The 24136-nt window shown below is 72.6% G+C and carries 17 protein-coding genes and 2 pseudogenes; 15 read left to right on the top strand and 4 right to left on the bottom strand.

Translation table 11 applies throughout. The features are described 5' to 3' along the window. Positions 1-150 precede the first annotated feature (150 nt). From J2S44_RS17385 to J2S44_RS17375, 3 genes are all read left to right on the top strand, one after another. Positions 151-1317 (top strand): UDP-N-acetylglucosamine--N-acetylmuramyl-(pentapeptide) pyrophosphoryl-undecaprenol N-acetylglucosamine transferase, encoded by a 1167-nt coding sequence (locus tag J2S44_RS17385; protein WP_310414806.1) that lies wholly within the window; start codon positions 151-153, stop codon positions 1315-1317. Between the two features lie 91 nt (positions 1318-1408). Then, on the top strand, positions 1409-2299 hold the full coding sequence (locus J2S44_RS17380; protein WP_310414804.1) for a DUF72 domain-containing protein: 891 nt from the start codon (positions 1409-1411) through the stop codon (positions 2297-2299). Positions 2300-2338: 39 nt separating this feature from the next. Continuing rightward, the gene (locus tag J2S44_RS17375) at positions 2339-3031 is read left to right on the top strand and encodes an HAD family hydrolase (protein WP_310414801.1); all 693 of its coding nucleotides are present in this window, start codon (positions 2339-2341) and stop codon (positions 3029-3031) included. A gap of 274 nt (positions 3032-3305) precedes the next feature. Here J2S44_RS17375 and J2S44_RS17370 read toward each other — a convergent pair whose 3' ends face one another. Then, the gene (locus tag J2S44_RS17370; protein ID WP_310414797.1) at positions 3306-3539 is read right to left on the bottom strand and encodes a hypothetical protein; all 234 of its coding nucleotides are present in this window, start codon (positions 3537-3539) and stop codon (positions 3306-3308) included. 150 nt (positions 3540-3689) lie between these two features. On the opposite strand from J2S44_RS17370, the gene J2S44_RS17365 reads away from it, so the two are divergent. From J2S44_RS17365 to rho, 5 genes and pseudogenes are all read left to right on the top strand, one after another. Beyond that, positions 3690-4100: a TOBE domain-containing protein gene (locus tag J2S44_RS17365; RefSeq protein WP_310414795.1), complete on the top strand. Its 411-nt coding sequence runs from the start codon at positions 3690-3692 to the stop codon at positions 4098-4100. A gap of 8 nt (positions 4101-4108) precedes the next feature. Continuing rightward, positions 4109-4876 carry a molybdate ABC transporter substrate-binding protein gene (gene modA / locus J2S44_RS17360; RefSeq protein WP_310414792.1) on the top strand — a complete coding sequence of 256 codons (768 nt, stop codon included), beginning with the start codon at positions 4109-4111 and terminating at the stop codon, positions 4874-4876. After that, on the top strand, positions 4873-5664 hold the full coding sequence (locus J2S44_RS17355) for an ABC transporter permease (RefSeq protein WP_310414789.1): 792 nt from the start codon (positions 4873-4875) through the stop codon (positions 5662-5664). The genes modA and J2S44_RS17355 overlap by 4 nt, the downstream gene beginning before the upstream one ends. Continuing rightward, entirely contained in the window at positions 5661-6695 is a 1035-nt protein-coding gene (locus tag J2S44_RS17350; RefSeq protein ID WP_310414786.1) for an ABC transporter ATP-binding protein, read from the top strand. The genes J2S44_RS17355 and J2S44_RS17350 overlap by 4 nt, the downstream gene beginning before the upstream one ends. 397 nt (positions 6696-7092) lie before the next feature. Then, a pseudogene (gene rho, locus J2S44_RS17345) lies at positions 7093-8205 on the top strand (transcription termination factor Rho); the annotation flags it as partial. Positions 8206-8219: 14 nt separating this feature from the next. Here the strand turns inward: rho and J2S44_RS17340 are convergent. Both J2S44_RS17340 and J2S44_RS17335 read right to left on the bottom strand, forming a co-directional pair. Beyond that, positions 8220-9101 (bottom strand): IS5 family transposase, encoded by an 882-nt coding sequence (locus J2S44_RS17340; protein WP_310429634.1) that lies wholly within the window; start codon positions 9099-9101, stop codon positions 8220-8222. A gap of 124 nt (positions 9102-9225) precedes the next feature. Continuing rightward, positions 9226-11004 (bottom strand): pectate lyase-like domain-containing protein, encoded by a 1779-nt coding sequence (locus tag J2S44_RS17335; protein ID WP_310414778.1) that lies wholly within the window; start codon positions 11002-11004, stop codon positions 9226-9228. Between the two features lie 214 nt (positions 11005-11218). On the opposite strand from J2S44_RS17335, the gene J2S44_RS17330 reads away from it, so the two are divergent. The 7 genes and pseudogenes from J2S44_RS17330 to J2S44_RS17300 all read left to right on the top strand — a co-directional run bounded on the left by J2S44_RS17330 (position 11219) and on the right by J2S44_RS17300 (position 21873). Then, complete coding sequence (locus J2S44_RS17330) at positions 11219-12166, top strand: hypothetical protein (protein ID WP_374727860.1); 948 nt, start codon at positions 11219-11221, stop codon at positions 12164-12166. Continuing rightward, positions 12163-13574 (top strand): annotated as a pseudogene (locus tag J2S44_RS17325) (methyltransferase family protein). Before J2S44_RS17330 ends, J2S44_RS17325 begins: the two are co-directional and overlap by 4 nt. Then, positions 13481-14053: a TetR/AcrR family transcriptional regulator gene (locus tag J2S44_RS17320; RefSeq protein WP_310429747.1), complete on the top strand. Its 573-nt coding sequence runs from the start codon at positions 13481-13483 to the stop codon at positions 14051-14053. The pseudogene J2S44_RS17325 and the gene J2S44_RS17320 overlap by 94 nt, the downstream one beginning before the upstream one ends. Before the next feature lie 197 nt (positions 14054-14250). After that, entirely contained in the window at positions 14251-15276 is a 1026-nt protein-coding gene (locus tag J2S44_RS17315; RefSeq protein ID WP_310414775.1) for a C40 family peptidase, read from the top strand. A gap of 23 nt (positions 15277-15299) precedes the next feature. Beyond that, positions 15300-15956 (top strand): class I SAM-dependent methyltransferase, encoded by a 657-nt coding sequence (locus tag J2S44_RS17310; RefSeq protein WP_310414772.1) that lies wholly within the window; start codon positions 15300-15302, stop codon positions 15954-15956. Positions 15957-16031: 75 nt separating this feature from the next. Beyond that, positions 16032-18362 (top strand): putative bifunctional diguanylate cyclase/phosphodiesterase, encoded by a 2331-nt coding sequence (locus tag J2S44_RS17305; RefSeq protein ID WP_310414769.1) that lies wholly within the window; start codon positions 16032-16034, stop codon positions 18360-18362. Between the two features lie 313 nt (positions 18363-18675). Beyond that, positions 18676-21873 (top strand): Hsp70 family protein, encoded by a 3198-nt coding sequence (locus J2S44_RS17300; RefSeq protein WP_310414766.1) that lies wholly within the window; start codon positions 18676-18678, stop codon positions 21871-21873. On the opposite strand, the gene pabB is transcribed toward J2S44_RS17300, so the two are convergent. Then, the gene (gene pabB / locus J2S44_RS17295; RefSeq protein WP_310414763.1) at positions 21842-24133 is read right to left on the bottom strand and encodes an aminodeoxychorismate synthase component I; all 2292 of its coding nucleotides are present in this window, start codon (positions 24131-24133) and stop codon (positions 21842-21844) included. The genes J2S44_RS17300 and pabB overlap by 32 nt on opposite strands. Between the last annotated feature and the right edge of the window lie 3 nt (positions 24134-24136).

The following is a 24136-nucleotide window of genomic DNA, read 5'->3' as shown; positions in this document are numbered from 1 at the left end:
ACGCCAGTGGCCTTTCTCACTTGGCGACCCTGCGTGATCGATCGTGCCACGGACCGTTGCTGAGCTGCGGATATGTGGTCGCCGCATTGACCGGTGGGGTCCGCTGGCTACACTCGGGACCTCTGGCGCGACACCGCGGGCGAAGGACGCATGACCATCTACAGCAGTGCCGCCCGGGTGGGCGAAATCAAGATCATCGTCACCGGCGGGGGGACGGGCGGTCACACCTATCCGGCGCTGACCACGATCCGCACCATCCGCGAACGGCTCTCCCGGGCCGGGACAGAGCCGGACATCCTCTGGGTCGGCGTCTCGCACGGGCTCGAAGCCAAGATCTCGGTGCAGAACAACGTGCCGTTCAAGGCGATCACCACGGGCAAGCTGCGGCGCCACATCAACGTCAAGGACCAGCTGCGCAACGTGGCCGACGCGTTCCGCATCCCGTTCGGCGTGCTGCAGGCGATCGTCGCCGTGGCGAAGGCGAAACCCGACGTGGTGATCTCCACCGGTGGCTACGTGTGCGTGCCGGTCGGCGTCGCCGCCTGGCTGCTGCGCCGCCCGCTGGTCATGCACGAGCAGACGCTCGCGGTCGGCCTGGCCAACCGGATCCTGTCCCGCTTCGCCAACCGCATCCTGCTCAGCCACGAGTCGTCGATCGACCACCTGCCGGAGAAGGTGCGGTCCAAGGCCGTCGTCACCGGCAACCCGATCCGGCCCGAGGTGTTCATGGGCCAGCGCGAGCGCGCGATCGCCGGGTACGGTCTCGACCCGCGGCTGCCGCTGGTCTACGTCACCGGCGGTGCGCAGGGCGCGCTGCAGGTCAACAAGCTGATCGCCGAGGTGCTGCCGGACCTGCTCACCCGCGCGCAGGTGCTGCACCAGTGCGGTGACTACTCGTACGAGATGATGCGGGAGCGGCACGCGTCCCTGCCGCCGCACCTGCAGCAGCGATACACCGTCTTCCCGTACATCCACGACGAACTGCCGGACGTGCTGGCCGCCGCCGACGTCGTGGTGGCCCGCAGCGGTGCCGGCACGGTGGCCGAGCTCAACGCGCTGGGCAAGGCGAGCGTCTACATCCCACTGATCCCGACTCAGGGCGACGAGCAGCGCCGGACCGCCCGGCACCTGGCCGACCTGGGCGCGGCGCGCATGCTCGCGGCCGAGGACGCGACGCCGGACCGGCTCCGTCAGGAACTGATCGCGCTGCTGGACGACCCGGCGTACCGTCACCGGATCTCCGAGGCGGCCCGCACGCACGGCCGCCCGGACGCGGCCACCGCGGTCGCCGACGAGGTGCTGGCCGCGGCCAGATAGGCCGTCGATCCGGCCCGGGGGCAGAGGCCGGGGTAACACTTTGGAGTTCCCCGGATTGCCCCGCGGGCCGGTCCGGGGTCCACTGAACTACATGGGTGGCATTCGAGTCGGCACGTCGGGCTGGGCGGACCGGGAACTGGTCTCGTCCGGCTGGTACCCACGTGAGTTCAACGACCCGGCCGGGCGGCTGGCGTACTACGCGGAGCACTTCGACCTGGTCGAGGTGGACACCACCTACTACGGCATCCCGGCACCGGCGACCGCGCGCGCCTGGGCCGACCGTACCCCGGACGGTTTTCTCTTCAACGTGAAGGCGTTCTCGCTGTTCACCGGCCATCCCACGCCGGCCAGCGCGGTCCCGGCCGCGTTGCGCCCCGCCTCCGGCGCGCAACGGCTGCGCCGGCGGGACCTCGACCCGGACGCGTACGAGCGGCTCTGGGACGGCTTCCACGACGTCCTCGCGCCGCTCGCGGACACCGGCAAGCTCGGCGTGGTGCTGCTGCAGTTCCCGCCGTGGCTGACGCACGGCGAGAAGGCCAAGGAGCGGATCGTCGCGACCGCGGACCGCTGCCGACCGCACCGCGTCGCGGTCGAACTGCGGAACCCGAGCTGGTTCACCGACGAGAACGCGCTCGACACGCTGCTCTTCCTGCAGTCGCACGACCTCTCGCACGTGATCGTCGACATGGCACAGGGCCTGCCGTCGTCCGTCCCGCCGATCACGGTCAGCACCGCGGACCCGGCCGTGGTGCGCTTCCACGGCCGCAGCGGCGCGTGGGAGTCCGGCGACAAGAAGGAGAAGTTCCGCTACGAGTACGGCGACGACGAGCTCGCCGAGTGGGCGAGCCGGCTGCGCGAACTGGCCGGCGAGGGCGACTCGCTGCACGCGCTGATCAACACGTGCTGCGCCGACACCGCGCCGCGCACCGCACTCCGCCTCGCCTCGCTCGTCGGCTCCCGGACCCGGCCGTCCCCCGCCTGACGCTCCCGGTTTCCCGGTCCGGCTGCGATGATGCATCCCGTGCAGCCCACCCGCATCCTCTTCGACTTCTTCGGCACGCTGGTCGACTACTCCCCCAGCCGCACCACGCAGGGCTACCCCAAGACCTGGGCGACGGTGCGGAACTGGGGTGTCGAGGTCGGCTACGAGCGCATGCTCGCCGAATGGTCCGCCACCTGCCTCGAGCTCGACCGCAGCTGCGAGGCCGGCCACCGTGAGTACTCGATGACCGAGGCCGCCGCCCACTTCCTCCCGAAGATTCTCGGCCGCCGCTCCACGGCCGCGCAGGGCGAGGAGTTCGTCCACGCGTACCTCGACGAGTGGAACGCCGGCGTCACGTACCCGGCCGGCATCCAGTCGTTCGTCCGCACGCTCGCCGAGCGCTACCAGCTCGCCGTGGTCACCAACACCCACTGGCCCTCGCTCGTACCGCACCACCTGGTCGCGATGGGCCTCGCCGACGCGTTCGCCGAGGTCGTCACGTCCGTCGAGCTCGGCCGCCGCAAACCCCACCCGCAGACGTACGCGACCGCGCTCGCCGCCCTCCAGGCCGCCCCCGAGGACGCGGTCTTCGTCGGCGACACGTTCGAACCCGACTTCCTCGGCCCCGAGGCCGCCGGCATCCGCGCCTACCTCATCGACCCGCGCGGCCACGCCCCCGTCCCGGCCGACCGCCGCCTCACCACGGTCTTCGACCTGGCCGAGAAGCTTTAGACCAGCTCCTCCAGGGACGCCCGCCACCACCCGTCGCCGTGGAGGACGTGAGCGGGGCCGTGGTCAGCACGTGCGCGATCGCGTCGCCGAGGTCACCGATTCGTTCCCGTTCGCCGTCCCGCGTCCAGATCTGCGCGTTCGGGCGCAGCCGGTTGTGTCTGCTCCCACCCCCGCTCGCCCGGTGGCGGGCTCAGCGAGCCGGCCGCACGCAGCGCGACCACCGGCAGCTCCAGCACCTCGCGTCGTCTCCGTTCGCGGCGCTGCCGCTCACCCGTCATGCCGTCGCCTTCCCGATCGTGTCGCGTGTGCCGGCGAGGGCCTCCACGAACTCCTCGTCGGCACGCATGTCGCGGTGAGAATCGCCCTCGCAGAACGCGGTGCCGCGCCGGGCGGCGATCGCCGCGTCGAAGACGGCGGAGCGGCGAGGCGGATCGGCAACGGAACGGAGCGTGGCGGAGGTCAGCCACGCGGCGAGGTCCGGCGGGGCGGCCGGAGTCGGGCCGGTCATGCGACGGGGCGGTGAGCGCCCCTCCCACACGTCATGGTGCCCATGATCGTAGCCGGGAGGGCCCACCACAACCGGGTAATCCCGCATCGGCGCGGTTGCGGTCGCCGAAGGCCTTTCAGGCTTGCGGATGCGAGCCGTAGGATGGCGTACGTGACGCGATTTCGGATCGGGGAGGCGGCCGGGCTGCTCGGCGTGAGTGCGGACACCGTGCGGCGGTGGATCGACGCCGAGAAGCTGGTGGCGGTGCGCGACCAGGCCGGGCACCGGGTGGTCGAGGGGGAGGCGCTGGCCGCGTTCGTGCGGGAGCAGCACGCGGCGGCGGACCCGGCGTCGGAGACCTCGTCGGCGCGGAACCGGTTGCGTGGCATCGTGACCGCGGTCGCCAAGGATGGTGTGATGGCGCAGGTGGATCTGCAGGCCGGGCCGTTCCGGGTGGTGTCGTTGATGAGCCGGGAGGCCGTCGACGAGCTGGACCTGCGGGTCGGCTCGGTCGCGGTCGCAGTGATCAAGTCGACCACCGTGGTCGTGGAGACGGCGTCGCCGGGACGGCGGACCGCATGAGGCGCGCCATGGCTGCCACACTGACGGCGCTCCTGCTGCTCGCCGGCTGCGGCGGAACCGGTGACGAGGAGCCGGCGGCGAGCGGCGGTTCCGGTGGGGCCGGCGGCGACGTGCTGAGCGGGCAGCTCACCGTCTTCGCGGCGGCGTCGCTGACCGAGGCGTTCGACCGGATCGGGCAGCAGTTGCAGGCGCGGCATCCGCAGCTGTTCGTCACGGTCAACTACGGCGGCAGTTCCGGGCTGGCCACGCAGATCAACGAGGGCGCGCCGGCCGACGTGTTCGCGGCCGCGTCGCCGGCCACCATGACGACGGTCACCGACGCGGGCAACAACGCGGGCGCGCCGGTGGTGTTCGCCCGGAACCAGTTGGTCATCGCGGTGGCGAAGGGAAACCCGAAGGATGTCACCGGTCTGGCGGACCTGGCCCGGCCCGGGCTGAAGGTGGCGCTCTGCGCCGAGGAGGTGCCCTGCGGCGCGGCCGCGAAACGGGCCGGGGTGACGGTGACCCCGGTGACGCTGGAGCGGGACGTGAAGGCCGCGCTCGCCAAGGTGAAGCTCGGTGAGGTGGACGCGGCGCTGGTCTACCGCACCGACGCGACGGCGGCCCCGTCCGATGTGGACGCCGTCGAGTTCCCGGAGTCGGCGAACGCGATCAACGACTATCCGATCGTGGTGCTGGCGGACGCGCCGAACCCGGCCGCGGCCGCGGGCTTCGTCGAGTTCGTCCGGACCGAGGGCCTGGCGGTGCTGACCGAAGCCGGCTTCCAGGCGCCGTGACCGGACGGCAACGGGTTCCGGTGGCCCTGCTCGTCCCGGCGCTGCTCGGGCTCGCGTTCCTGGTGCTGCCGCTGGCCGGGCTGCTGATCCGGGCGCCGTGGGGCACGCTGCCCGCACGGCTGGCCGAGCCGCAGGTGCTGGCCGCGCTCCGCCTGTCGCTGCTCACCGCCACGCTCGCGACCGTGCTGTGCCTGCTGCTCGGCGTACCGCTGGCGTGGCTTCTGGCCCGGGTCGAGTTCCGCGGCCGGCGGCTGGTCCGGGCGCTGGTCACGGTGCCGCTGGTGCTGCCGCCGGTGGTCGGTGGCGTGGCGTTGCTGCTGGTCTTCGGCCGGCGCGGCATCATCGGGCAGTGGCTGGATCAGGCCTTCGGGATCACGCTGCCGTTCACCACCGCGGGCGTGGTGCTGGCCGAGGCCTTCGTGGCGCTGCCGTTCCTGGTGATCGCGGTGGAGGGGGCGCTGCGCGGCGCGGACGCGCGGTTCGAGGAGGCCGCGGCCACGCTCGGCGCCGGCCGGTGGACCACGTTCACGCACGTCACGCTGCCGCTGGTGGCGCCCGGCATCGCGGCCGGCGGGGTGCTCTGCTGGGCACGGGCGCTCGGCGAGTTCGGTGCGACGATCACGTTCGCCGGGAACTTCCCGGGCCGGACGCAGACGATGCCGCTGGCGGTCTATCTGGCGCTGGAACGTGACGTGGAGGCCGCGATCGTGCTGAGCCTGATCCTGCTGGCCGTCTCCGTGACGATCCTGGCGGCGCTGCGCGACCGATGGGTGGGATCCGCGACGTGACCGGGCTCGACGCACGACTGACCGTCGACCGGGGCACGTTCCGGCTGGACGTCGCGCTGCGGATCGCGCCCGGCGAGGTGGTGGCGCTGCTCGGGCCGAACGGCGCCGGCAAGTCCACGGCGCTGCGCGCGCTCGCCGGCCTGCAGCCGCTCACCGCCGGCCACGTCCGGCTCGGCGACGAGGACCTGGGCGCGCTGCCACCGGAACGCCGGCCGATCGGCGTGGTGTTCCAGGACTATCTGCTGTTCCCACACCTGTCCGCGCTGGACAACGTGGCGTTCGGCCCGCGGCGGCGGGGCGTCGGGCGACGGGCCGCCCGGGCGGTCGCGCTCGACTGGCTGACCCGGGTCGGGCTCGCCGCGCACGCGTCGAAACGACCACGGCAGCTCTCCGGCGGGCAGGCGCAGCGGGTGGCGCTGGCCCGCGCGCTCGCCGTACGCCCGAGTCTGCTCCTGCTCGACGAGCCGCTCGCGGCGCTGGACGCCCGGACGCGGCTGGACACCCGGGCGGAACTGCAGCGGCACCTGACCGCGCACCCCGGCGCGACGCTGCTGGTCACGCACGACCCGCTGGACGCGCTGGTGCTGGCGGACCGGCTGGTGATCGTGGAGGGTGGTGTGGTGGTGCAGGAGGGTGACGCGGCGACCGTGACCGCGCGCCCGCGCACCGACTACGTGGCCCGGCTGGTCGGACTGAACCTCTACCGGGGACGGGCGAGCGGGCACGAGGTCACGCTGGACGACCTCACGCTGCGTGTGGACGATCGGGTGGACGGCGAGGTCTTCGTCGCGTTCCGGCCGTCCTCGGTCGCGCTGTACGCGGAGAAGCCGGCGGGCAGCCCGCGGAACATCTGGGCCGCCACCATCGCCGGCATCCAGCGGCACGGCGACAATCTGCGCATCGAGCTGGCCGGACCGCTCCCGGCGGCCGCGGATGTGACACCCGCCGCAGCCGCTCAGCTCGACCTGATACCCGGCCGAACGGTATGGGCGGCCGTCAAGGCAACCGAGACGCATGCTTACCCCGCGTAGTGGGAACCCGTCACTGGGCTTGCAGGTCTTGACGTAACGGGTTACCGTTCTCGCAGTCCCTCGGATGTCTGGCGCAGGCACAGCAAGCCGCCACAGGCACACGATTTGCTGCCGTAGGCACGAAGTTCAGCTGCCGCAGGCACAAGAATCTGCTGCCACAGGCACGAAATTCTGCTGCCGCGGGCACAGAAATCGCCGCCGCAGGCACACAAGTCTGCGCCGCCCGTAGGAGATCTCCGCCGTTGCACCACGTGAGCGGCCCACAAACTTTCCCGATCGCTCTCCGAGACGCTTATTGCGCATATCGAGCGATTCCTACCCTCAAGGAGACTCGTCGATGAGCCCTACCCGCACCCTGGACCGGCACACCACCACCCGGCGCCGCGCGAAGAAGCCGCAGCAGGAGCAGGTGCCGACCGGTGACCTCGCCATGGTCGACGGCCTGCTGGACATCCAGGACCGGCACGCGTACCTGCGGGTCGACGGCTACCTGCCGTCGCCGGAGGACGTGACCGTGCCGATGTCCCTGGTCCACCGGCACGGCCTGCGCCGCGGTGACCGGCTGACCGGCGGTGCCGCCGGCAACCAGCTGACCAAGGTCTTCACGGTCGACGGCGGCGACCCGGACGACGCCCGCCGCCGCCCCGACTTCTACAAGCTCACCCCGCTCTACCCGCAGCAGCGCCTCCGCCTGGAGACGGACGCGGACAACCTGACCAGCCGGGTGATCGACCTGGCGATGCCGATCGGCAAGGGCCAGCGCGCTCTCATCATCTCGCCGCCGAAGGCCGGCAAGACCATGGTGCTGCAGGCGCTGGCGAAGTCGATCAGCACGAACCACCCGGAGGCGCACCTGATGGTGGTGCTGGTCGACGAGCGCCCCGAGGAGGTTACCGACATGCGGCGCTCGGTCGACGGCGAGGTGGCCGCGGCCACGTTCGACCGTCCGCCGCACGAGCACACCGCGGTCGCGGAGCTGGCCATCGAGCGGGCGAAGCGCCTGGTCGAGCAGGGCCGCGACGTGGTCGTGCTGCTCGACTCGATCACCCGCCTGGCGCGCGCCTACAACCTCCAGGCCCGGTCCGGCGGCCGTACGCTCAGCGGCGGCCTGGACACCACCGCGCTCTACCCGCCGAAGCAGCTGCTCGGCGCCGGCCGCAACATCGAGAACGGTGGCTCGCTCACCATCATCGCGACCGCGCTGGTCGAGACCGGCTCGCAGATGGACACCGTGATCTTCGAGGAGTTCAAGGGCACCGGCAACGCCGAGCTCAAGCTCGACCGCAAGATCGCCGAGCGCCGCGTCTTCCCCGCGGTCGACCTGCACGCCACCGGCACCCGCCGCGAGGAGATCCTGCTGGCACCGGACGAGCTCGTCGTCGTCCAGCGCCTCCGCCGCGCCCTGGCCGCGGCCGACCAGGGCCAGGCGATCGAGCAGCTGCTCGGTCAGCTGCGCAAGACCAACAGCAACATCGAGCTGCTGATGCGCCTGGCCCGGGCCAACGGCTAGAGCGTGTATCGAAGTCAGAGCCAGATGTTGATGCAGGCGATCTGGACGGTGGCTTCGTAGCGGACGGCGAGTTTGTCGTACCGGGTCGCGACCGCGCGGTGCTGCTTCAGCCGGCTGATCCCGCGTTCGATGGTGTTCCGTTGTTTGTACCGCTCAGCATCGAAGTCGTAGGGCCGGCCGCCGGCTGCACCCTTCCGGGTGCGGCCGGCGGCCTGGTCGGTCTTGATCGGGATGACACAGGTGATCCGGCGGCGGCGCAGATAGGCGCGGTTGGCCCGGCTGGAGTAGGCCTTATCGGCCATCACCGCCTCCGGCCGGGTTCTCGTCCGGCCGGACAGTTTCACGACCTTCACCCGTTCCAAGACCTTGACGAACTGCGGGCTGTCGCCCCGGTGCCCGGCCGTGACCACGATCGCCATGGGCTTGCATCCCTGCTCACAGGCCAGATGAACCTTTGTCGTCCAGCCGCCACGCGACCGGCCCAACCCGTGATCGTCAGGCTCCGGATCACCGACACCGCCCGGCGGCTCCGCCTGCCCGGCGCTGTCGCGGCGTGCTCCGGCGGCATGCTGATGCGCCCGCGCGATGGTCGAATCAACCGACAGATTCCAGATGATCGCGCCCACCGCCTCGGCCAAAGCTTGCAGCCGGGCGAGGATTCTCGACCAGGTCCCGTTGCGTTGCCACCGGCGAAACAAAGCGTATGCCGCGGACCATGACCCGTAACACGGCGGTATGTCCCGCCATGCACAGCCGACCCTCACCCGCCATCGGATCGCGTCGATCACCGTCCGTCGGCACGTCGCAGGCGGGCGGCCGGAACGCCGCTGGTCAGGAACAGAAAGCAACGGCTCCAGACGCGCCCACTGCACGTCGGTCAGGTCATGCCGCCGCAACACCGCTAAGGTGTCCACGAGGTCTCCGGTATTCAGGTGTTTCTTGGTCGAAAAACCTTCTACCGGAGACCTCGCCTATTTCAGCCACGACGCGCCGCAACCCTCGTGGACTTCGATACACGCTCTAGGCCGGGTAGTTCACGATCGGGCTGGTGCCGTAGGAGCCGACGACGGGGGTGCCGGCGTCGTTGATGGTGCGTTCGATGCCGCCGCTGCCGTCGAGGAAGACCGTGACGGCGCTGTGGAAGCGGACGCCGGCGCGCACCGGGGCCTCGATGCCGCGCGCGGCCCGGATGTCCACGCCCTGGTTGAAGTAGGAGTAGACGCCCAGGCCCCAGGCCTCGTGGGTGCGCACGTGCGGCGCGACCTTGTACGAGGCCCAGCCGGGGCCGGTCGGGCTGGTCCAGGCGGCCTGCGACGGCGGGTCGTACGGCAGCTCGCTCTGGTAGAAGATGGTCCGGCCGCGTTCGCCGTTCCAGATCGTCTGCCACTTCTGGTAGTGCTCGACGAACAGGCCGTACGCGGTCACGTCGTCACCGTTGACCACCACGCCGACGTCGCCGGTGTTCCGGGTCCAGCCGATGCCGTTGCCGTGGTCGCCGCGCCACACCCAGATGTTGTCGATGAGCGTGTCGTCGCTGTGCACGGCGAGGCTGGTGCGCGCCTTGCCCTCCCACGGTCCGCCGACCCGGAAGAACACGTCCTGCAGCGAGATCGGGTTCCGTGAGTGGTCCCGGGACGACCGCGGGGAGCCGATCGTGACCAGCGTGTCGGACTCGCGCGGGCCGGCGTCGACCAGCACGCCCGCGATCCGCACGCCGTCGACGTCCGCGACCTCGAGCGCGGCCCGGCCGGTGTCCGGCGCCAGGCTGGGCATGCCGATGCCGAGCACCACCGTGTCCGGCCGGGTCACCTTGATCGAGTCGCGCAGGTGGTAGACGCCCGGCGTGAGCAGCAGGTGCTTGCCGAGCCCGAGCGCGATATTGATCTTCGTGGCCGAGTCGCCGGGCTTCGCGACGTAGAAGTCGTTGATCGACAGCGAGCGGCCCGGCGCGGCGGCACCGGAGCCCCACGTCGTGCCGGCCGAGTCGCGGCGCAGCCCCGGCACGAAGACCCGGTACTTGCCGCGCGCGTCGACGTGCAGGTACGGCTTCTCGCGCGTCACCGGGCTGGTCGGCAGCGTGGTGTACGGCGGGTCCGGGAAGCCCTGCGCGGGTGCGCCGGTCACGCCGGAGAAGACCTGGTTCCAGACGCCGTTGGTCCACTCGCCGCCGAGCTCGGAGTCGCGGGTCAGCCACTGCTGCTGCGACCCGTTGATGGTGACGCCGTCCACCTTGGAGTCCGCGATGTATCCGCCGCTGGAGAAGCCGCCGTTGCCCGGTTCCAGCCAGAGCGTGCCCTTGACGTGCACGCGCCGCATCGGCGACGCCTGCGAGACGGCCCACTGGTTCGACCAGTCGGTCGGCGTGATCGCGAGGTTCTCCGCGCCGCGCCAGAAGTTGGTGAGCGCGGAGATGCCCGCGACCGAGCCCGGGTCCGGCTGGCCGACCACCCGAACCGCGCCGGTGATGTCCACATCGTCCGGTGAGGTGCCCAGGCCGGCGATCGTGGTGTAGTAGCCGAGTCGTGCGTCGAGGTCGTAGGAACCGGGCTTGAGCAGCACCGCGTACCGGCTGGTGCCCATCTCGTTGCGCTCCTGCTCCGCGAAGAGCGTGTCGAAGCGCGCCTGGATCTCGGCCGCGGGGGTGTCGCTGTCGTAGACGAAGACGTTCGGCCCGAAGTCCGGGGCGCCGCCCCAGTTCGCCAGTGCCACGCCGGGCTGGGGGATCACCCCCGCCGCGGTGACGGCCGCTGTCACGACGCCGAGCGAGATCGCCCGCCGCCGCATGGAAATGGTGCCCATCTGCCTGCCTATCAAGATCAAAGACCGGTCGCGCCGGTACGCCTGAGAGCGCTCTCTGCCGCGTGACCGCATTGACCGGTCCGATGAAGAAGGGGGACGTGATGTTTCTACCCGGTTACCCAGCGCCGCGCCAGGCTTGAGCGCTCGCTCAAACTCGGCTAGTCTCCGGTTTGAGCAACTGCTTAAAGCGATCGCTTCACGCTGGGGGAGAGCCGTGACCGACGACCCAGGGGCGGACGCCGCCCGTCACCACGAGCAGGCCGACAGGGCGCAGCACCGGCGCGAGTGGCGGCGCACCCGCCCGCTGCTCGCCGCGGTCATCGCGGGCATCGGCGCGCTCGGGTTCCTGCTCGCGGTGCGCACCGGCCGGGTGGACACCGCCATGTTCTTCGTGCTGCTGCCGGCCGCGCTCGCCATCGCGCTGGTCTTCGTGCCGGCCAGGAGCGGCTACGGCCGGGCCTTTCTCGTCGTCACCATCGTCATGCTGCTCACCTCCGTCTTCCTGCACGAGGGCGTGATCTGCGTGGTGCTGGCCGCGCCGCTGGTCTACTCCGTCGTCCTGCTGATCACGGTCGCCGCCAAGCTGATGGAGCGGCGCGACAACCGCCGGGGGTACGCGCTGCTGCCCGTACCGCTGCTGGTGCTCGTCACCGGGTTGGAGGGCGTCACGCCCGAGTTGCGCGTCAACCCCGTCCAGACGTCCGCCGTCACCCGCACCGTGGCGCTGCCGGCCGCCGAGGTGGAGGCGCGCCTGGCGCTGGGCCCGCGTCCGGCCGAGGTCCGGTCGCTGCCGCTGAGCGTGCTGGGCGTGCCGATGCCGGAGCACATCGCCGGTCACGGGCTCGAGGCCGGCGACCTGTGGGTCTTCGGATACCACGGCAGCTCGCACGGGCCCGGCGGCGCGATCACCACGCGCGTCGCCGCGCACGAGGCCGGCCGGCTCGCGTTCGACGTGGTCGGCAACGACTCGATCACCGGGCGGTGGATGGAGTTCACCGGCGCGGAGGTGACCTGGCGGGCCGTGGACGACGCGCACACCGAGATCCGGGTCGAGCTTGCGTACGTACGCGGCCTGGACCCCGCCTGGTACTTCGGCCCGCTGCAGGATCGCCTCACCACGGCCGGCGCCGGGCACGTGCTCGACATGATGCGGCTGTCATGATCGCGATCCGGTACGCCTGCGTGCTCGTACCCACGGCGTTCGTCCTGATCGGACTGTGGCTGGAACGGGACCGGGACGCGCGGGCCGCGGCACTGCTCGCCGGGATCTCCGCCGCGATCGGCATCGCCGCGCTGGACGTGGTGGCCCGGGTCGCCGGCTGGTGGAGCTTCGCCCCGGTCGACGGCGCGTTCCACGGCCTGCCGGTCGACCTGTGGCTCGGCTGGGCCGCGCTGTGGGGCGCGGTTCCGGTGCTGACCCGCCGCGTGCTGCCCTGGCCGCTGACACTCCTGCTGTTGGTCTGGCTGGACCTGGCCGCCATGCCGGAGCTGGCACCGCTGCTGATCCTGGGCGAGGACTGGTGGATCGGCGAGATGATCGGCGCGGTCGCGGTCGCGCTGCCGTCGGTGGCGCTCGGCGTGGCCGGCGCGGACCGGAAGTGGCTGGTGGCAAGGGTTCTCGGGCAGCTGGTGGTGTTCGCGGCGCTCGCGCTCTGGCTGATCCCACGGATCGCGTTCGGCTTCGACGGCGCCACCTGGCCGCGGCAGAACCTGGCGATCCTGGCCCAGCTCGCGCTGCTGGCGTCGGTGCCGGCGTTGCTCGCGGTGCGGGAGTTCGCGGTCCGCGGCCGGGGCACCGCCTACCCGTGGGATCCACCGGACCGGCTGATCACCACCGGGCCGTACGCGTACGTCGCCAACCCCATGCAGATCAGCGTGGTCGCGCTGATGCTGCTGCTGGCGGCCGCCGCGGGCAGCTGGGCGATGCTGCTCGCGGCCGTGGTCGCGGTCGCGTTCAGCGCGGCCGTCGCGGAACCGCACGAGCGTGCCGCACTGGCCGAGCGGTACGGCGAGGACTGGCGGGCGTACCGGCGGCACGTCCACGACTGGTGGCCCCGCCGGACGCCCTATGTGGACGGACGTGCGGCGGTGCTGTGGCTGGACGACGACTGCGGGCCCTGTGCCGCGACCGCCGCGTTCCTGCGCGACCGGCGACCGCACGGGCTGGTCGTCGCGCCCGCCGCCGACCATCCGGGGGTGATCCGGCGGGCGGCGTACGCGGGCGGCGACGGCGATCCGGAGCACGGGGTGGCCGCCGTCGCGCGCGGTCTCGAGCACCTGCACCTCGGCTGGGCCTACATCGGATGGTTGCTCCGGCTGCCCGGCCTGAACCCGGTCGCCCAGGCGGTCACGGACGTCTTCGTCGCGCCGCCGCACCCGGCCGGTACGGTCGAGGGGAATCACGAATGGGGGCCCGATGTCGGACACCAAGCAGAAGCTCCTGGACGGCACCCTCGCCGCCGTCGCTGAGCACGGCATCAAGGGCGTCTCGGCCCGCACCATCGCGGCCGCGGCCGGCGTCAACCAGGCGCTCGTCTTCTACCACTTCGGCAGCGTGGACGACCTGCTGACGGCGGCCTGCCGGATGCACACCGAGGCCCGCGTCGCGGCCTACTCCGCCGAGTTCGCCCGGGTCACCTCGCTCCGCCAGCTGCTGGACGTGGGGCGCGCGCTGCAGGTGCGCGAGCGGGAGCTGGGCAACGTGTCGATCCTCGCGCAGCTGCTGGCGGCCGCGCAGGGCGACCCGAAGCTCGGCGGGGCGGTCGGCGCGGCGTTGCAGCTGTGGGTCGACGAGATCGAGTCCGTGCTGCGGCGGCTGCTCACCGGCTCGCCGTTCGCGGAGGTCGCGGACCTGGGCGGGCTGGCCAAGGCGGTCTCCGCCGCGTTCGTCGGCATCGAGCTGTTCGCCGGCGTGGACGCGAAGGGTTCCGAGCACGCGATGTCCGCGCTGGAACAGCTCGCGGTGCTGGTCGAGGTGGTCGACGATCTCGGCCCGATCTCCCGCCGCGCACTGAACGCCAAAATCAACAAGGCGGTGCGGTCGCGGTAGACCCCGCCGCGATCCCGGCGGCTACTGTGACATCTTTTCGCCTTATTCCATATTTGCCGGAATTCATGCGCTTTGTCATTTCGCGTGCGCAGAATGAACGCCGAAACAGTCAGCCGTCCGGGTTCCCAGGCCGTGCCGCAGCGTTGCGGTCGCGCTCATCGGTGGTTCAGGCCACCGGCTGCCGGGGATGCGCGAGAGTGCCCCGGACCGACCTGGGAGGCATCACGCACGTCCCCACGACGCGCCGGGCACTGACCGGCGTCCTGGCGCTCACCGTCGCCGGGATCGCCGCGGCCGGCCCCGCGCACGACTCGCACGCCGCGGACGGGCGGCCCACCGCGGCGGCGGCCTCACCCACCGAGGAGCGCGGCTCCGCGGCCGGGGTGGCGCCGGACGACCGGCCGTTGCGGCTGATCGGCCTGCGGCCCGGCATCCACCCGCGCTCGATGATGACGCGGGGCGACGAGGTCCACGCCGGACCGGCCGGCGCCGGCCGCGCACTCGAACGCACGGGCCGCCACGCCGCACCACGCTCGGCAAAGGCCGCATCACGCTCGGCAAAGGCCGCACCACGCTCGAGCAAGGCGGCGTCACGCTCGGGCAAGGCGGCATCACGCTCGGCGAAGGCGACGCCGCGCACCGTGAAGGCGGCGTCGCGGTCGGCGAGAGCGGTCAAGCGGACCAAGGAGATCACGGCGCTGCGGCCGAGCCTGACCCGCCGGACCGGCACCGTCCAGAAGCAGCGCATGCGCGCCGAGATCCGGCGCCACACCGGCGACGTCCGCAAGCGCTCCGCCCGCTGGCACGACGCACGGGACCGGAAGGCGCGCCACGCGTCCAAGGTCACGTACCGCAAGGGCAAGCAGCGCAAGAGCGTCCGGCCGGCCGGCGAACTCGGCCGGGTCGTCGAGTACGCGCTGAACCAGGTCGGCAAGCCGTACCGGCGCAACGCGGCCGGCCCCGGCTCGTACGACTGCTCCGGTCTGGTGTCGGTCGCGTACAAGAAGGCCGGCGTCAAGCTGCCGCACTCCAGCCACGCCATCGCCCGGAAGGGCAAGAAGGTGCGCCGCGCCGACCTGCGCCCCGGAGACGTGGTCCTGCCGCAGTCCGGGCACGTCGGCATCTACCTCGGCAACGGGAAGATGGTGCACGCGGCCACGCCGCGCAAGGGCGTCGTGGTGTCGAAGATGTACGGCTTCTCCACCGCACGCCGGCTGCTGTAGGAACGGTCCGGCACAATGCGGCGATGTCCCACAACGTCACCGAGCACGCCCGCCTCGCCGACCTGCCCTTCCTGCCCGAACTCCGGCTCTACCAGGCCGGACCGGGCGTCGGGCTGTGGACGCACAGCGGCGGCGCGTACTCCAGTGACCGTCCGCCACCGTTCTGGGCGTTCGCCTGGGCCGGCGGGCAGGGCCTCGCCCGCTACGTGCTGGACCACCCGGACCTGGTCGCCGGCCGGCGCGTGCTGGACCTGGCCGCCGGGTCCGGGCTGATCGCGGTCGCGGCCGCGCGCGCCGGGGCCGCGACCGTGACCGCCACCGACGTCGACCAGGACGCGCTCGACGCGATCCGGCTCAACGCGGAGGCGAACGGCGTGCCGGTCGGCACCGGGCGGCTGGACCTGCTCGACCCGGCCGCGCACACCGCGGCCGACGAGTACGACGTGGTGCTGGCCGGCGACCTCTTCTACACCGAGGCGCTGGCCGGCCGGGCCCGGGCGTTCCTGCGGCGGGCCGCGCGGGCCGGCGCGCTCGTGCTGGTCGGCGACGCCCGGCGCGGCTTCCTCCCGGAGGACCTCTTCGAACGGATCACGGCCTACGACGTACCGGTGCCCAGGGCTCTCGAGGAGACGCGGCGCAAGCAGGCCATGGTCTATCGCCTGAAGGAATCACTCAGGTAGCGGCACGGGTGCCGATGGGACGCCTGTGGGTCGCGCGGCGGCCCGCGGGCGAACCGGCCGCAGCGGAGGTGGTACGTGAGCGTGGGAACAGGTGCCGTCGTGCGCCCGTTCCGGCCGACGCCGCAGATCGTCGCCGCGATCGTGCTCACCGTGGCCGCCGCCGCCTGGTGCGTGGCCGGGTTGTGGCACGTGTGGTCCGTCCCGGTGCTCGGCTGGCTGCCGCTGCCCGCCCTGGGAGTGCTCGCCGCGTTCGAGTGCCGCGCCGCCGCCCGCGCGCCCGGAGCCGGCCCCGCGGTCCGTCGCTTCTGGGCCGCCATCGCCGTGGCCAGCGCGTTCGTCTTCGCCGGATCGGTCAGCATGGGTTACGACTCGGTCCAGGCCGGTGCCGAACCCACCCAGACCAGCCCGCGCAGCGCCCTGATCTTCGCGGGTGGCCTGGCCGCCGCGTACTGGGGGCTCCTCCGGTTGCCCAGCCGGAACCGCACCGCCGGCGAGCGGCTGCGGTTCGCGCTCGACGCCGGCGTCATCGTGGTCACCGTCGCGCTGTTCGGCTGGCACTTCTCGCTGCGGCACGTCGAGACCTGGCGCACCACGACCGGCTCGGACTTCGCGCTCGTCGCCATCGTCGCGGTCGCGGCCGTCGCGCTCGTCGCGTTCGTCAAGGTCGCGCTCACCGGCACCGGCGGCGTCGACCGGCACGCGCTGCACCTGCTGGCGATCGGCACGTTCGGCAGCGCGGCCACGGCGGTGCTCAGTCCCGCGCTCGCCACCCGGCCCTACCTCAACGGCTGCATGCTGGCCGTACCCATCGCCTATCTGTTCGTCATCCTCGCGGCCGACCGGCAGCGGCGGGCGCCCGGCGGCCGCTCCGAACCGCTGTCCGGCCGGGTCAAGGTGAGCCTGGTGCCGTACATCGCGGTGCTCGCCGCCGGCAGCCTGCTCGTCCACGACCGGCTCGGCGGCCCGTCCGAACCGATCATCATCGCGGTGACGTTCGGGTCGCTGACCGCGCTGGTCATGGTGCGTCAGCTGACCGTGCTCCGGGAGAACGCGCGGCTGCTCGCCACCGTGGACGCGAACCTGGCCGCGCTGCGCAGCGCCTGGGACGACCTCGACACCGTGCAGACCCAGCTCGCGCACCAGGCCTCGCACGACGCGCTCACCAACCTCGCCAACCGGGCGCTGCTGGCCGCGCGGGTGGACGCGGCCACCGCGGACGGCGAACGGTTCGCCGTACTGCTGATCGATCTGAACGATTTCAAGGCCGTCAACGACTGGCTCGGGCACGCGGCCGGTGACCGGCTGCTGGAGGTCGTCGCGGAGCGGCTGCTGCACGCGGTCCGCACCGAGGACACGGTCGCGCGGCTCGGCGGCGACGAGTTCGCCGTGCTCATGCCGGGCCTGGACGCGGCCTCGGCCGGCGAGCGGTGCGCGGAGATCGCGGCGCGCGTGCAGCGGCCGGTGGTGATCGAGGGGCACCAGCTGGAGGTCACCGCCGGCATCGGGCTCGCGGACAACGGCAACGCGGCCACCGGCGCGGACGTGCTCCGGCGCGCGGACGTCGCGATGTACGTGGCGAAGGCGAAGGGCGCGGTGTTCGTCGGATACCACCCGGACATGGACCAGATCGCGGCCGAGGAGGCGCGGCTCGCGGCGGACCTGCGCCAGGCCATCGAACGCCAGCAGCTGCACCTGCTCTACCAGCCCGTGGTGGAGCTGCCGACCGGCCGCACGGTGCGGGTGGAGGCGCTGATGCGCTGGCGGCACCCGACCGAGGGCATGGTGCCGCCGGACCGGTTCATCGCGATCGCGGAGCGCAGCGGGACCATCGACACGCTGGGCGAGTGGGCGCTGCGCGAGGTCTGCCGGCAGATCGTCTCGTGGCGGACCGTCGACCGGGTCGACGTCGAGGTCAACGTGAACGTCTCGGCCCGGCAGCTGCGCTCGCCGGGCTTCCCCGACCTGGTCACGTCGATCCTCGCGGAGTACGGCGTCGCACCGTCGAGCATCACGCTGGAGATCACCGAGACCGCGGTCTTCGACGGCGGCCCGGCCGTGGAGAGCCTGCAGACGCTGCGCGGGCTCGGCTTCCGCGTCGCGCTCGACGACTTCGGCACCGGGCACTCGTCGCTGAGCCTGCTGACCACCTGCCCGGTCGACGTCATCAAGGTGGACAAGTCGTTCGTGGCCGGGATCGGCGGCCACGGCCAGCAGGCGGTGATCGTCACGGCGCTCATCCAGATCACCGCCGGGCTCAACCTGCACGCGGTGGCCGAGGGAGTGGAGACGGCCGACCAGGCGGCACGCCTGTACGCGCTCGGCTACCGCTTCGCCCAGGGCTACTACTTCGACCGCCCGCTGCCCGCGGACGACGTCGTCTCCCGCTTCCGCGTCGCCGCTCACTGACCGGCCCGGCTCTCGGCGCTCGCGCCTTCAAGATCTTTGTGTGCCCACTTCCGGCGTGGGCGCTTGCGGTGCTCCCGCGGGCACCGGTCGTCGCTGGCGCTCCTCCCTGCCGGATTCGTCGTGGAACAGAGCAGAACCGGCGGCGCCTTGCCCGAAATGTCAATTTGTTGCGTGGTATTGGTGCGTGCGAATCAACCGGTTGACCGTTCGGGTCGTGGGGGGTCGGGCGTCCGTGTGTCGCAGCCTGTCGGGGGTCATCGGTAGGCTCCCGCTCCGGGTGTGGTGGTGATCGGCCGGTGGGGGAGAGATAGCAGTGAGCGGACCGGCGCGGCTGGCTGTGGACCTGGGCACCACGCACACGGTGGCGGTGGTGGAGCGGGTCGGGCAGCCGGCGCGGGCGCTGCTGTTCGACGGCTCGCCGATCCTGCCGTCCGGCGTGTTCCTCGCGGCCGACGGCGTGGTGCACACCGGCCGCGACGCGGCCCGGCTCGGCGCGAGCGAGCCGGAGCGGTTCGAGCCGCACCCGAAGCGGCGCGTCGACGAGGGCTCGGTGCTGCTCGGCACCGCCGAGGTCGGCGTGGCCGACCTGCTGCGCGCGATCCTGGTCCGGGTGGCGGAGGAGGCTCGCACGGCCGGCGTCGACCCGGCGGGCGCGGTGCTGACCTGCCCGGCGGACTGGGGTGGCCCGCGGCGTGCGGTGCTGGCCGACGCGGCGCGGCGCGCGGGCCTCGGCGACGTGCGCCTGCTGGACGAGCCGGTCGCGGCCGCCACCTACTGCACGCAGGTGGTCGGCCAGCAGGTGCCGGTCGGCGGCGCGGTCGCGGTCTTCGACTTCGGCGGCGGCACGCTGGACGTGACGGTGGTCCGCCGGGAGCCGGGCGGCTGGCGCGTCGCGGCCACCGGCGGCCTCGACGACCTGGGCGGGCTGGACGTCGACGACGCGCTGGTCGGGCACCTCGGGCACGTGGTCGCGGCGCGGCACCCGGAGGTGTGGCGCCGGCTCTCCGCGCCCTCGACCCCGGCGGAGCGGCGCGACCGGCAGGCGTTCTGGGGCGAGGTGCGCGCGGCCAAGGAGATGCTGTCCCGGCTGACCAGCGCGCCGGTGCGGGTGCCCGGCCAGGAGGAGCCGCTGCACCTGACCCGCGACGAGGTGGAGCGGGTCGCGGGCCCGCTGGTGGCCCGCGCGGTGGACGAGACGCGGCGGGTGCTGGAGCGGTCCGGCGTCGCGTCCGCCCAACTCGACACGATCCTGCTGGTGGGCGGCTCGAGCCGGATCCCGCTGGTGGCGAGCCGGCTGCACGCGCGGTTCGGCGTGGTGCCGTCCGTGCCGGAGCAGCCGGAGCTGCCGGTGGCCTACGGCGCGCTGGCCAACGAGCGCCTCGGCCCGATCGCGTCCGCGCAGGTCTCCGCAGTGCCCACGTCACCGTCCGGCTACCCGTCGACCGGCGCGACCCCCGTGCCGGGAACGCCGACCCCCGGCGGCCCGATGCCCGGCGATCCGGTGCCCGATATGCCGGTTTCGGGGTCGCCGGTGTCCGGCATGCCCGTCTCGCCGCCAGGGCCGGGTCAGGCATTCGGCCAGGGCGGGACCGCCGGCGGAAACCAGGGTCATCGAGCGAGTCAGTACCCCGGTCAGGGCCCGGGGCAGTATCCCGGTCAGTACTTCGGCCAGGTGCCGGGTCAATATCCCGGCCAGGCGCCGGGTCCGGCCGCCGGCCAGGCGCCGGGGCCGTATCCCGGTCAGGCGCCGGGTCCGGCCGCGGGCTGGAGCACGGCGCCACCCGGCTGGCCGTCGCCGGACGGCGGCCCGTCCCCCGCCGCGGGCGGCACGCCGACGGGCGCGGCGCCGACCAGCGCACCTCCGGCGGGCCAGGGCGGCACGCCCGGCACGGGTGGTCCCGGCGTTCCCGGTGGCGCGGGCGGTCCCGGTGGTTCCGGCGGCTTCCGCGGTTCCGGTGGTCCCGGTGGTTCCGGCGGGAAGATCGACACCGGCGACGTACCGGTGGATCTGCCCGATCCGGCTGAGACCAGGAGGCGGAACCGGCGGCGCGTGATCGCGATGCTCACCGTCGGTGCGGTGGTCGCGGCCGTCGCGACCTGCGGGACCGTCGTCACCAGGTCGGTCCAGGGCTGGCTGTCGGACGTCCGGGCCGGTGGGCTCACCGACGGTGGGCTCGCCGACGTGCTGAGCGGCGCCGGCGGCACCCCGGCCGACGGCGAGCTGGTGCGCGTCGGTCAGCCGATCGAGCTCGGCGGCGGTGCCACCACGGTCGCGGTGGCCGGCTCGACCGTGTACTACGCGCGGGTCGTCGGCGCCACCACGGAGGTGGTCGCGACGAACGCGGCGGACGGCACCCAGCTGTGGAAGAAGACCGCCGCGATCGCCGGGCGCGAGGTGCACCTGACCGTGCTGGACGAGTTGCTGCTGCTCGACGCGGACAGCGCCACCACGCACGACCAGGACGACGCCCGCGCGGTGCTGCAGCGCTCCGACGGCGCCACGGTGCGGGACTTCCCGATCGCGGACACGACCGACGTCGCGTTCCTCGGCTCGGACGCGGTGATGGAGCAGACCAGCGCGTTCGACGGCTACCGGCTGTACCGGATGAATCTGCGGACCGGCAAGACGGTCTGGAGCACCACCGGCGTCGAGGACACCCTGGCGATCGACGCGCACCGGGCCGAGCCGCTGCGCGAGTGGGTGGGTGAGCAGGGCCCGAAGCAGGGCGCCGGCACGCTGCCGCCGACCGAGTACCGGCACTTCGACTCGCTCTCCGCGTCGTCGGTCTCCATGGTGCAGCTCACCGACGACCAGCGGGTCCGAGTGCTCGACATGGCCGCCGGCACCGCGAAGAGCACGTCCGGCGCGGGCGCGGTGCCGATCGAGGACGACTTCTGGACCGCGTTCGACGGCCAGGTGATCGGGCTGATCGACGCGGAGACCTCGGCGCAGCCGACCGTCGCGGGTTACGGGCTGAACGACTTCGCGAAGAAGTGGGAGCTGCGGCTGGAGGCGGGCGAGAGCGTGGACCGGGTCAAGCCGTGCGGCGAGCACGTGGTGTGCGTGGCCGTGGACAGCGCGAACAGCCAGTACCGCACGGTCGCGGTCGACACCACGAACGGCCGCCAGGTGTGGAGCCAGCCGGTCGATTTCAGCGTGGACGAGGGCTGGTACGTCACGCCGAAGAGCATTCTCTGGGGCAACCAGTTCTTCGACACCATGCAGGACGTGAAGCTGCTCGGCCTGGACGGCAAGGAGATCTCGAACCTCGGCGACACCGACGTCTACGCGATCCGCGACGGCCGGGCGCTCGGCGTGAGCATCACGGTCGGCCTCACCTCGCAGACCGGCTGGGTGGTCCGGGTCTGGGACGTCTCGACCGGCAAGGCGACCGGCACCGCGGAGTTCAGCACCGAGCTGCCGAAGGAGGCCGCGTTCGCCGGCGACGTGGGCGCGCTGATCGACGGCAAGGGCATGCTCAGTGTGTACCGGGTGACGAGCCTGGGCTGAGCGCGGTCAGCGGCGTCGCGGCCTTGAGCAGCATCTCCGCGTACTCGCCGGCCGGGTCGGAGTCGAGCACGATCGCGCCGCCCGCGCCGATGGTCAGCGTGCCGCCGTGCCGGACCGCGGTGCGGATGACGATGCTCAGGTCGGCCGTGCCGGTCAGGCTGAGGAACCCGAGCGCGCCGGAGTAGACACCGCGCGGCCCGTCCTCCAGCTCGTCGATGATCCGCATGGTGCGCTCCTTCGGCGCGCCGGTCATCGAGCCACCCGGGAAGCAGGCGCGCACCGCGTCGACCGCGGTCACGCCGGCCCGCAGCCGCCCGCGGATCGTGGAGACCAGCTGGTGCACGGTCGCGTACGACTCGGTGGCCATGAACGCGGGCACCCGCACGGAGCCGACCTCGCACACCTGCCCGAGGTCGTTGCGGACCAGATCGACGATCATCAGGTTCTCAGCCCGGGTCTTCGCGTCGCCGGCCAGCGACATCCGCAGCTCCTCGTCGCGGACCGGGTCCGCGGAGCGCGGCGCGGTGCCCTTGATCGGCTTGCTCTCCGCGGTGCCGTCCGGCAGCACGCGCAGGAACCGCTCCGGCGACGAGCTCAGCACGCTCACCTCGCCGAGCCGCAGCAGCGCCGCGTACGGTGCCGGGTTGTTCCGCCGCAACCGCCGGTAGAGCTCCAGGTCGGTCGCGTCCGGATCGGTCACGGTCAGCCGGTCGGTCAGGCAGATCTCGTAGCTCTCGCCGGCCCGCAGCCGCTCCTGCGCCGCCACCACGTCCGCGACGTAACGGTCCCGTTCCTTGCCCATCAGCGGTGCCGGATCCAGCAGCGGTCGCGGCCCGGCGTCCCGTTTCACCGCCACCGGAATCGCCGAGATCAACGACGCGGTCTCCGCGACCCACGCGTCGGCATCCGCGCCGGTGGATCGCAGCGCCACCGCCCAGGCACATCGCTCCACGTGGTCGAGCACCACGAACCGGTCCACGAAGATCCACGACGCGTCGGGAGTATCCGGTGCGTGGGCGCCCGGCGTGCCGTCGTTCTTTAGTTCGTATCCGAAATAACCGACATAACCGCCGGCGAAGTCGAACGGCAGGCCGGTGGCCCCGGTGATCTGCCGCGCCGCGAGCCCGGCCCGCAGCACCTCGAAGATCGACCCCGCCACGGTACGCACCTCCGCGCCATCGGCCACCCCACCGACACCTTGCGGCGCGGCCCCGCCGTGCGATGCCGCAGGGTCGCCGAGTGGCGCGGCTTCGCGCTCCGGCAGGGCTTCGCGCTGAGGTGCGGCTTCACCGAGTGGCGCGGCTTCGCGCTGCGGCGTGGCTTGGTGCTGAGGTGCGGCTTCACCGGATGGCGCGGTGTCAACCGCTTCGGCGGCGGTCGGCGCGGTGACAGGCGCGGTGGTGGCCGTCTCGGCGGTGGGCGGCGGGGTGAGGGTCGTGGTGATCCGTACCGTGCCGGAGCCGGCCCGGTAGGAGAGCGTCTCCCGGGACGTACCGAGGAACGAGAAACGCGACAACCCGTCCGCGACCAGGCTGCTGTCCAGCCAGAATGCCGGTACCGAGTCGCCGCAGAGCCGGGCGAACAGCTCCTCCGGGTCGGGGAGGTGTTCCACCCGTACCGTGGCCAGGGTCTGCCGGTCGGGTGGTGGTGTGGCCGCGGCGGCCGGCGGTACGGCCCGCCGGCGCGGCCGGAGCAGGTCGTTGAGCCGCAGGAAGTTCTGGATGATCTCCTCGCCGTGCGCGGACGCGATCGACTCGGGGTGGAACTGCACGCCCCACCACGGCCGCGTGGCGTGGCGCAGGCCCATCACCACGCCGTCCTCGGCCCAGGCGGTCGCGATCAGGCGCGGCGGCAGCGGCTCCGGGACCGCGAGGGAGTGGTAGCGGACCGCGACGAAGTCCTGCGGCAGGCCGGCGAAGAGGCCGGTGCCGGTGTGCCGGACGCGGGTGAGGTGCCCGTGCCGCGGCTGCGGCGCCCGCGTGACCGTGGCGCCCGCGGCGAGCGCGATGCCCTGGTGGCCGAGGCAGACGCCGAGCACCGGCAGGTCGCGGCGGGCCAGGAGCCGGGCGGACGTGCCGAAATCCGCGTCCCGGCCCGGATGCCCGGGGCCGGGCGAGATGATCGCGCAGTCGTACCGGCCGAGGTCGGGCAGGGGTTCGTCGTTGCGGACCACGTCCGGCTCATCGCCGGTCACGCCGGCGATGAGCTGAAAGAGGTTGTACGTGTACGAGTCGTGGTTGTCGACGATCAGCGTGCGCATCAG

This window comes from Catenuloplanes niger, from assembly GCF_031458255.1.
GTDB classification, from domain to species: Bacteria; Actinomycetota; Actinomycetes; order Mycobacteriales; family Micromonosporaceae; genus Catenuloplanes; species Catenuloplanes niger.
This window is presented reverse-complemented; position numbering and strand designations above follow the sequence as displayed.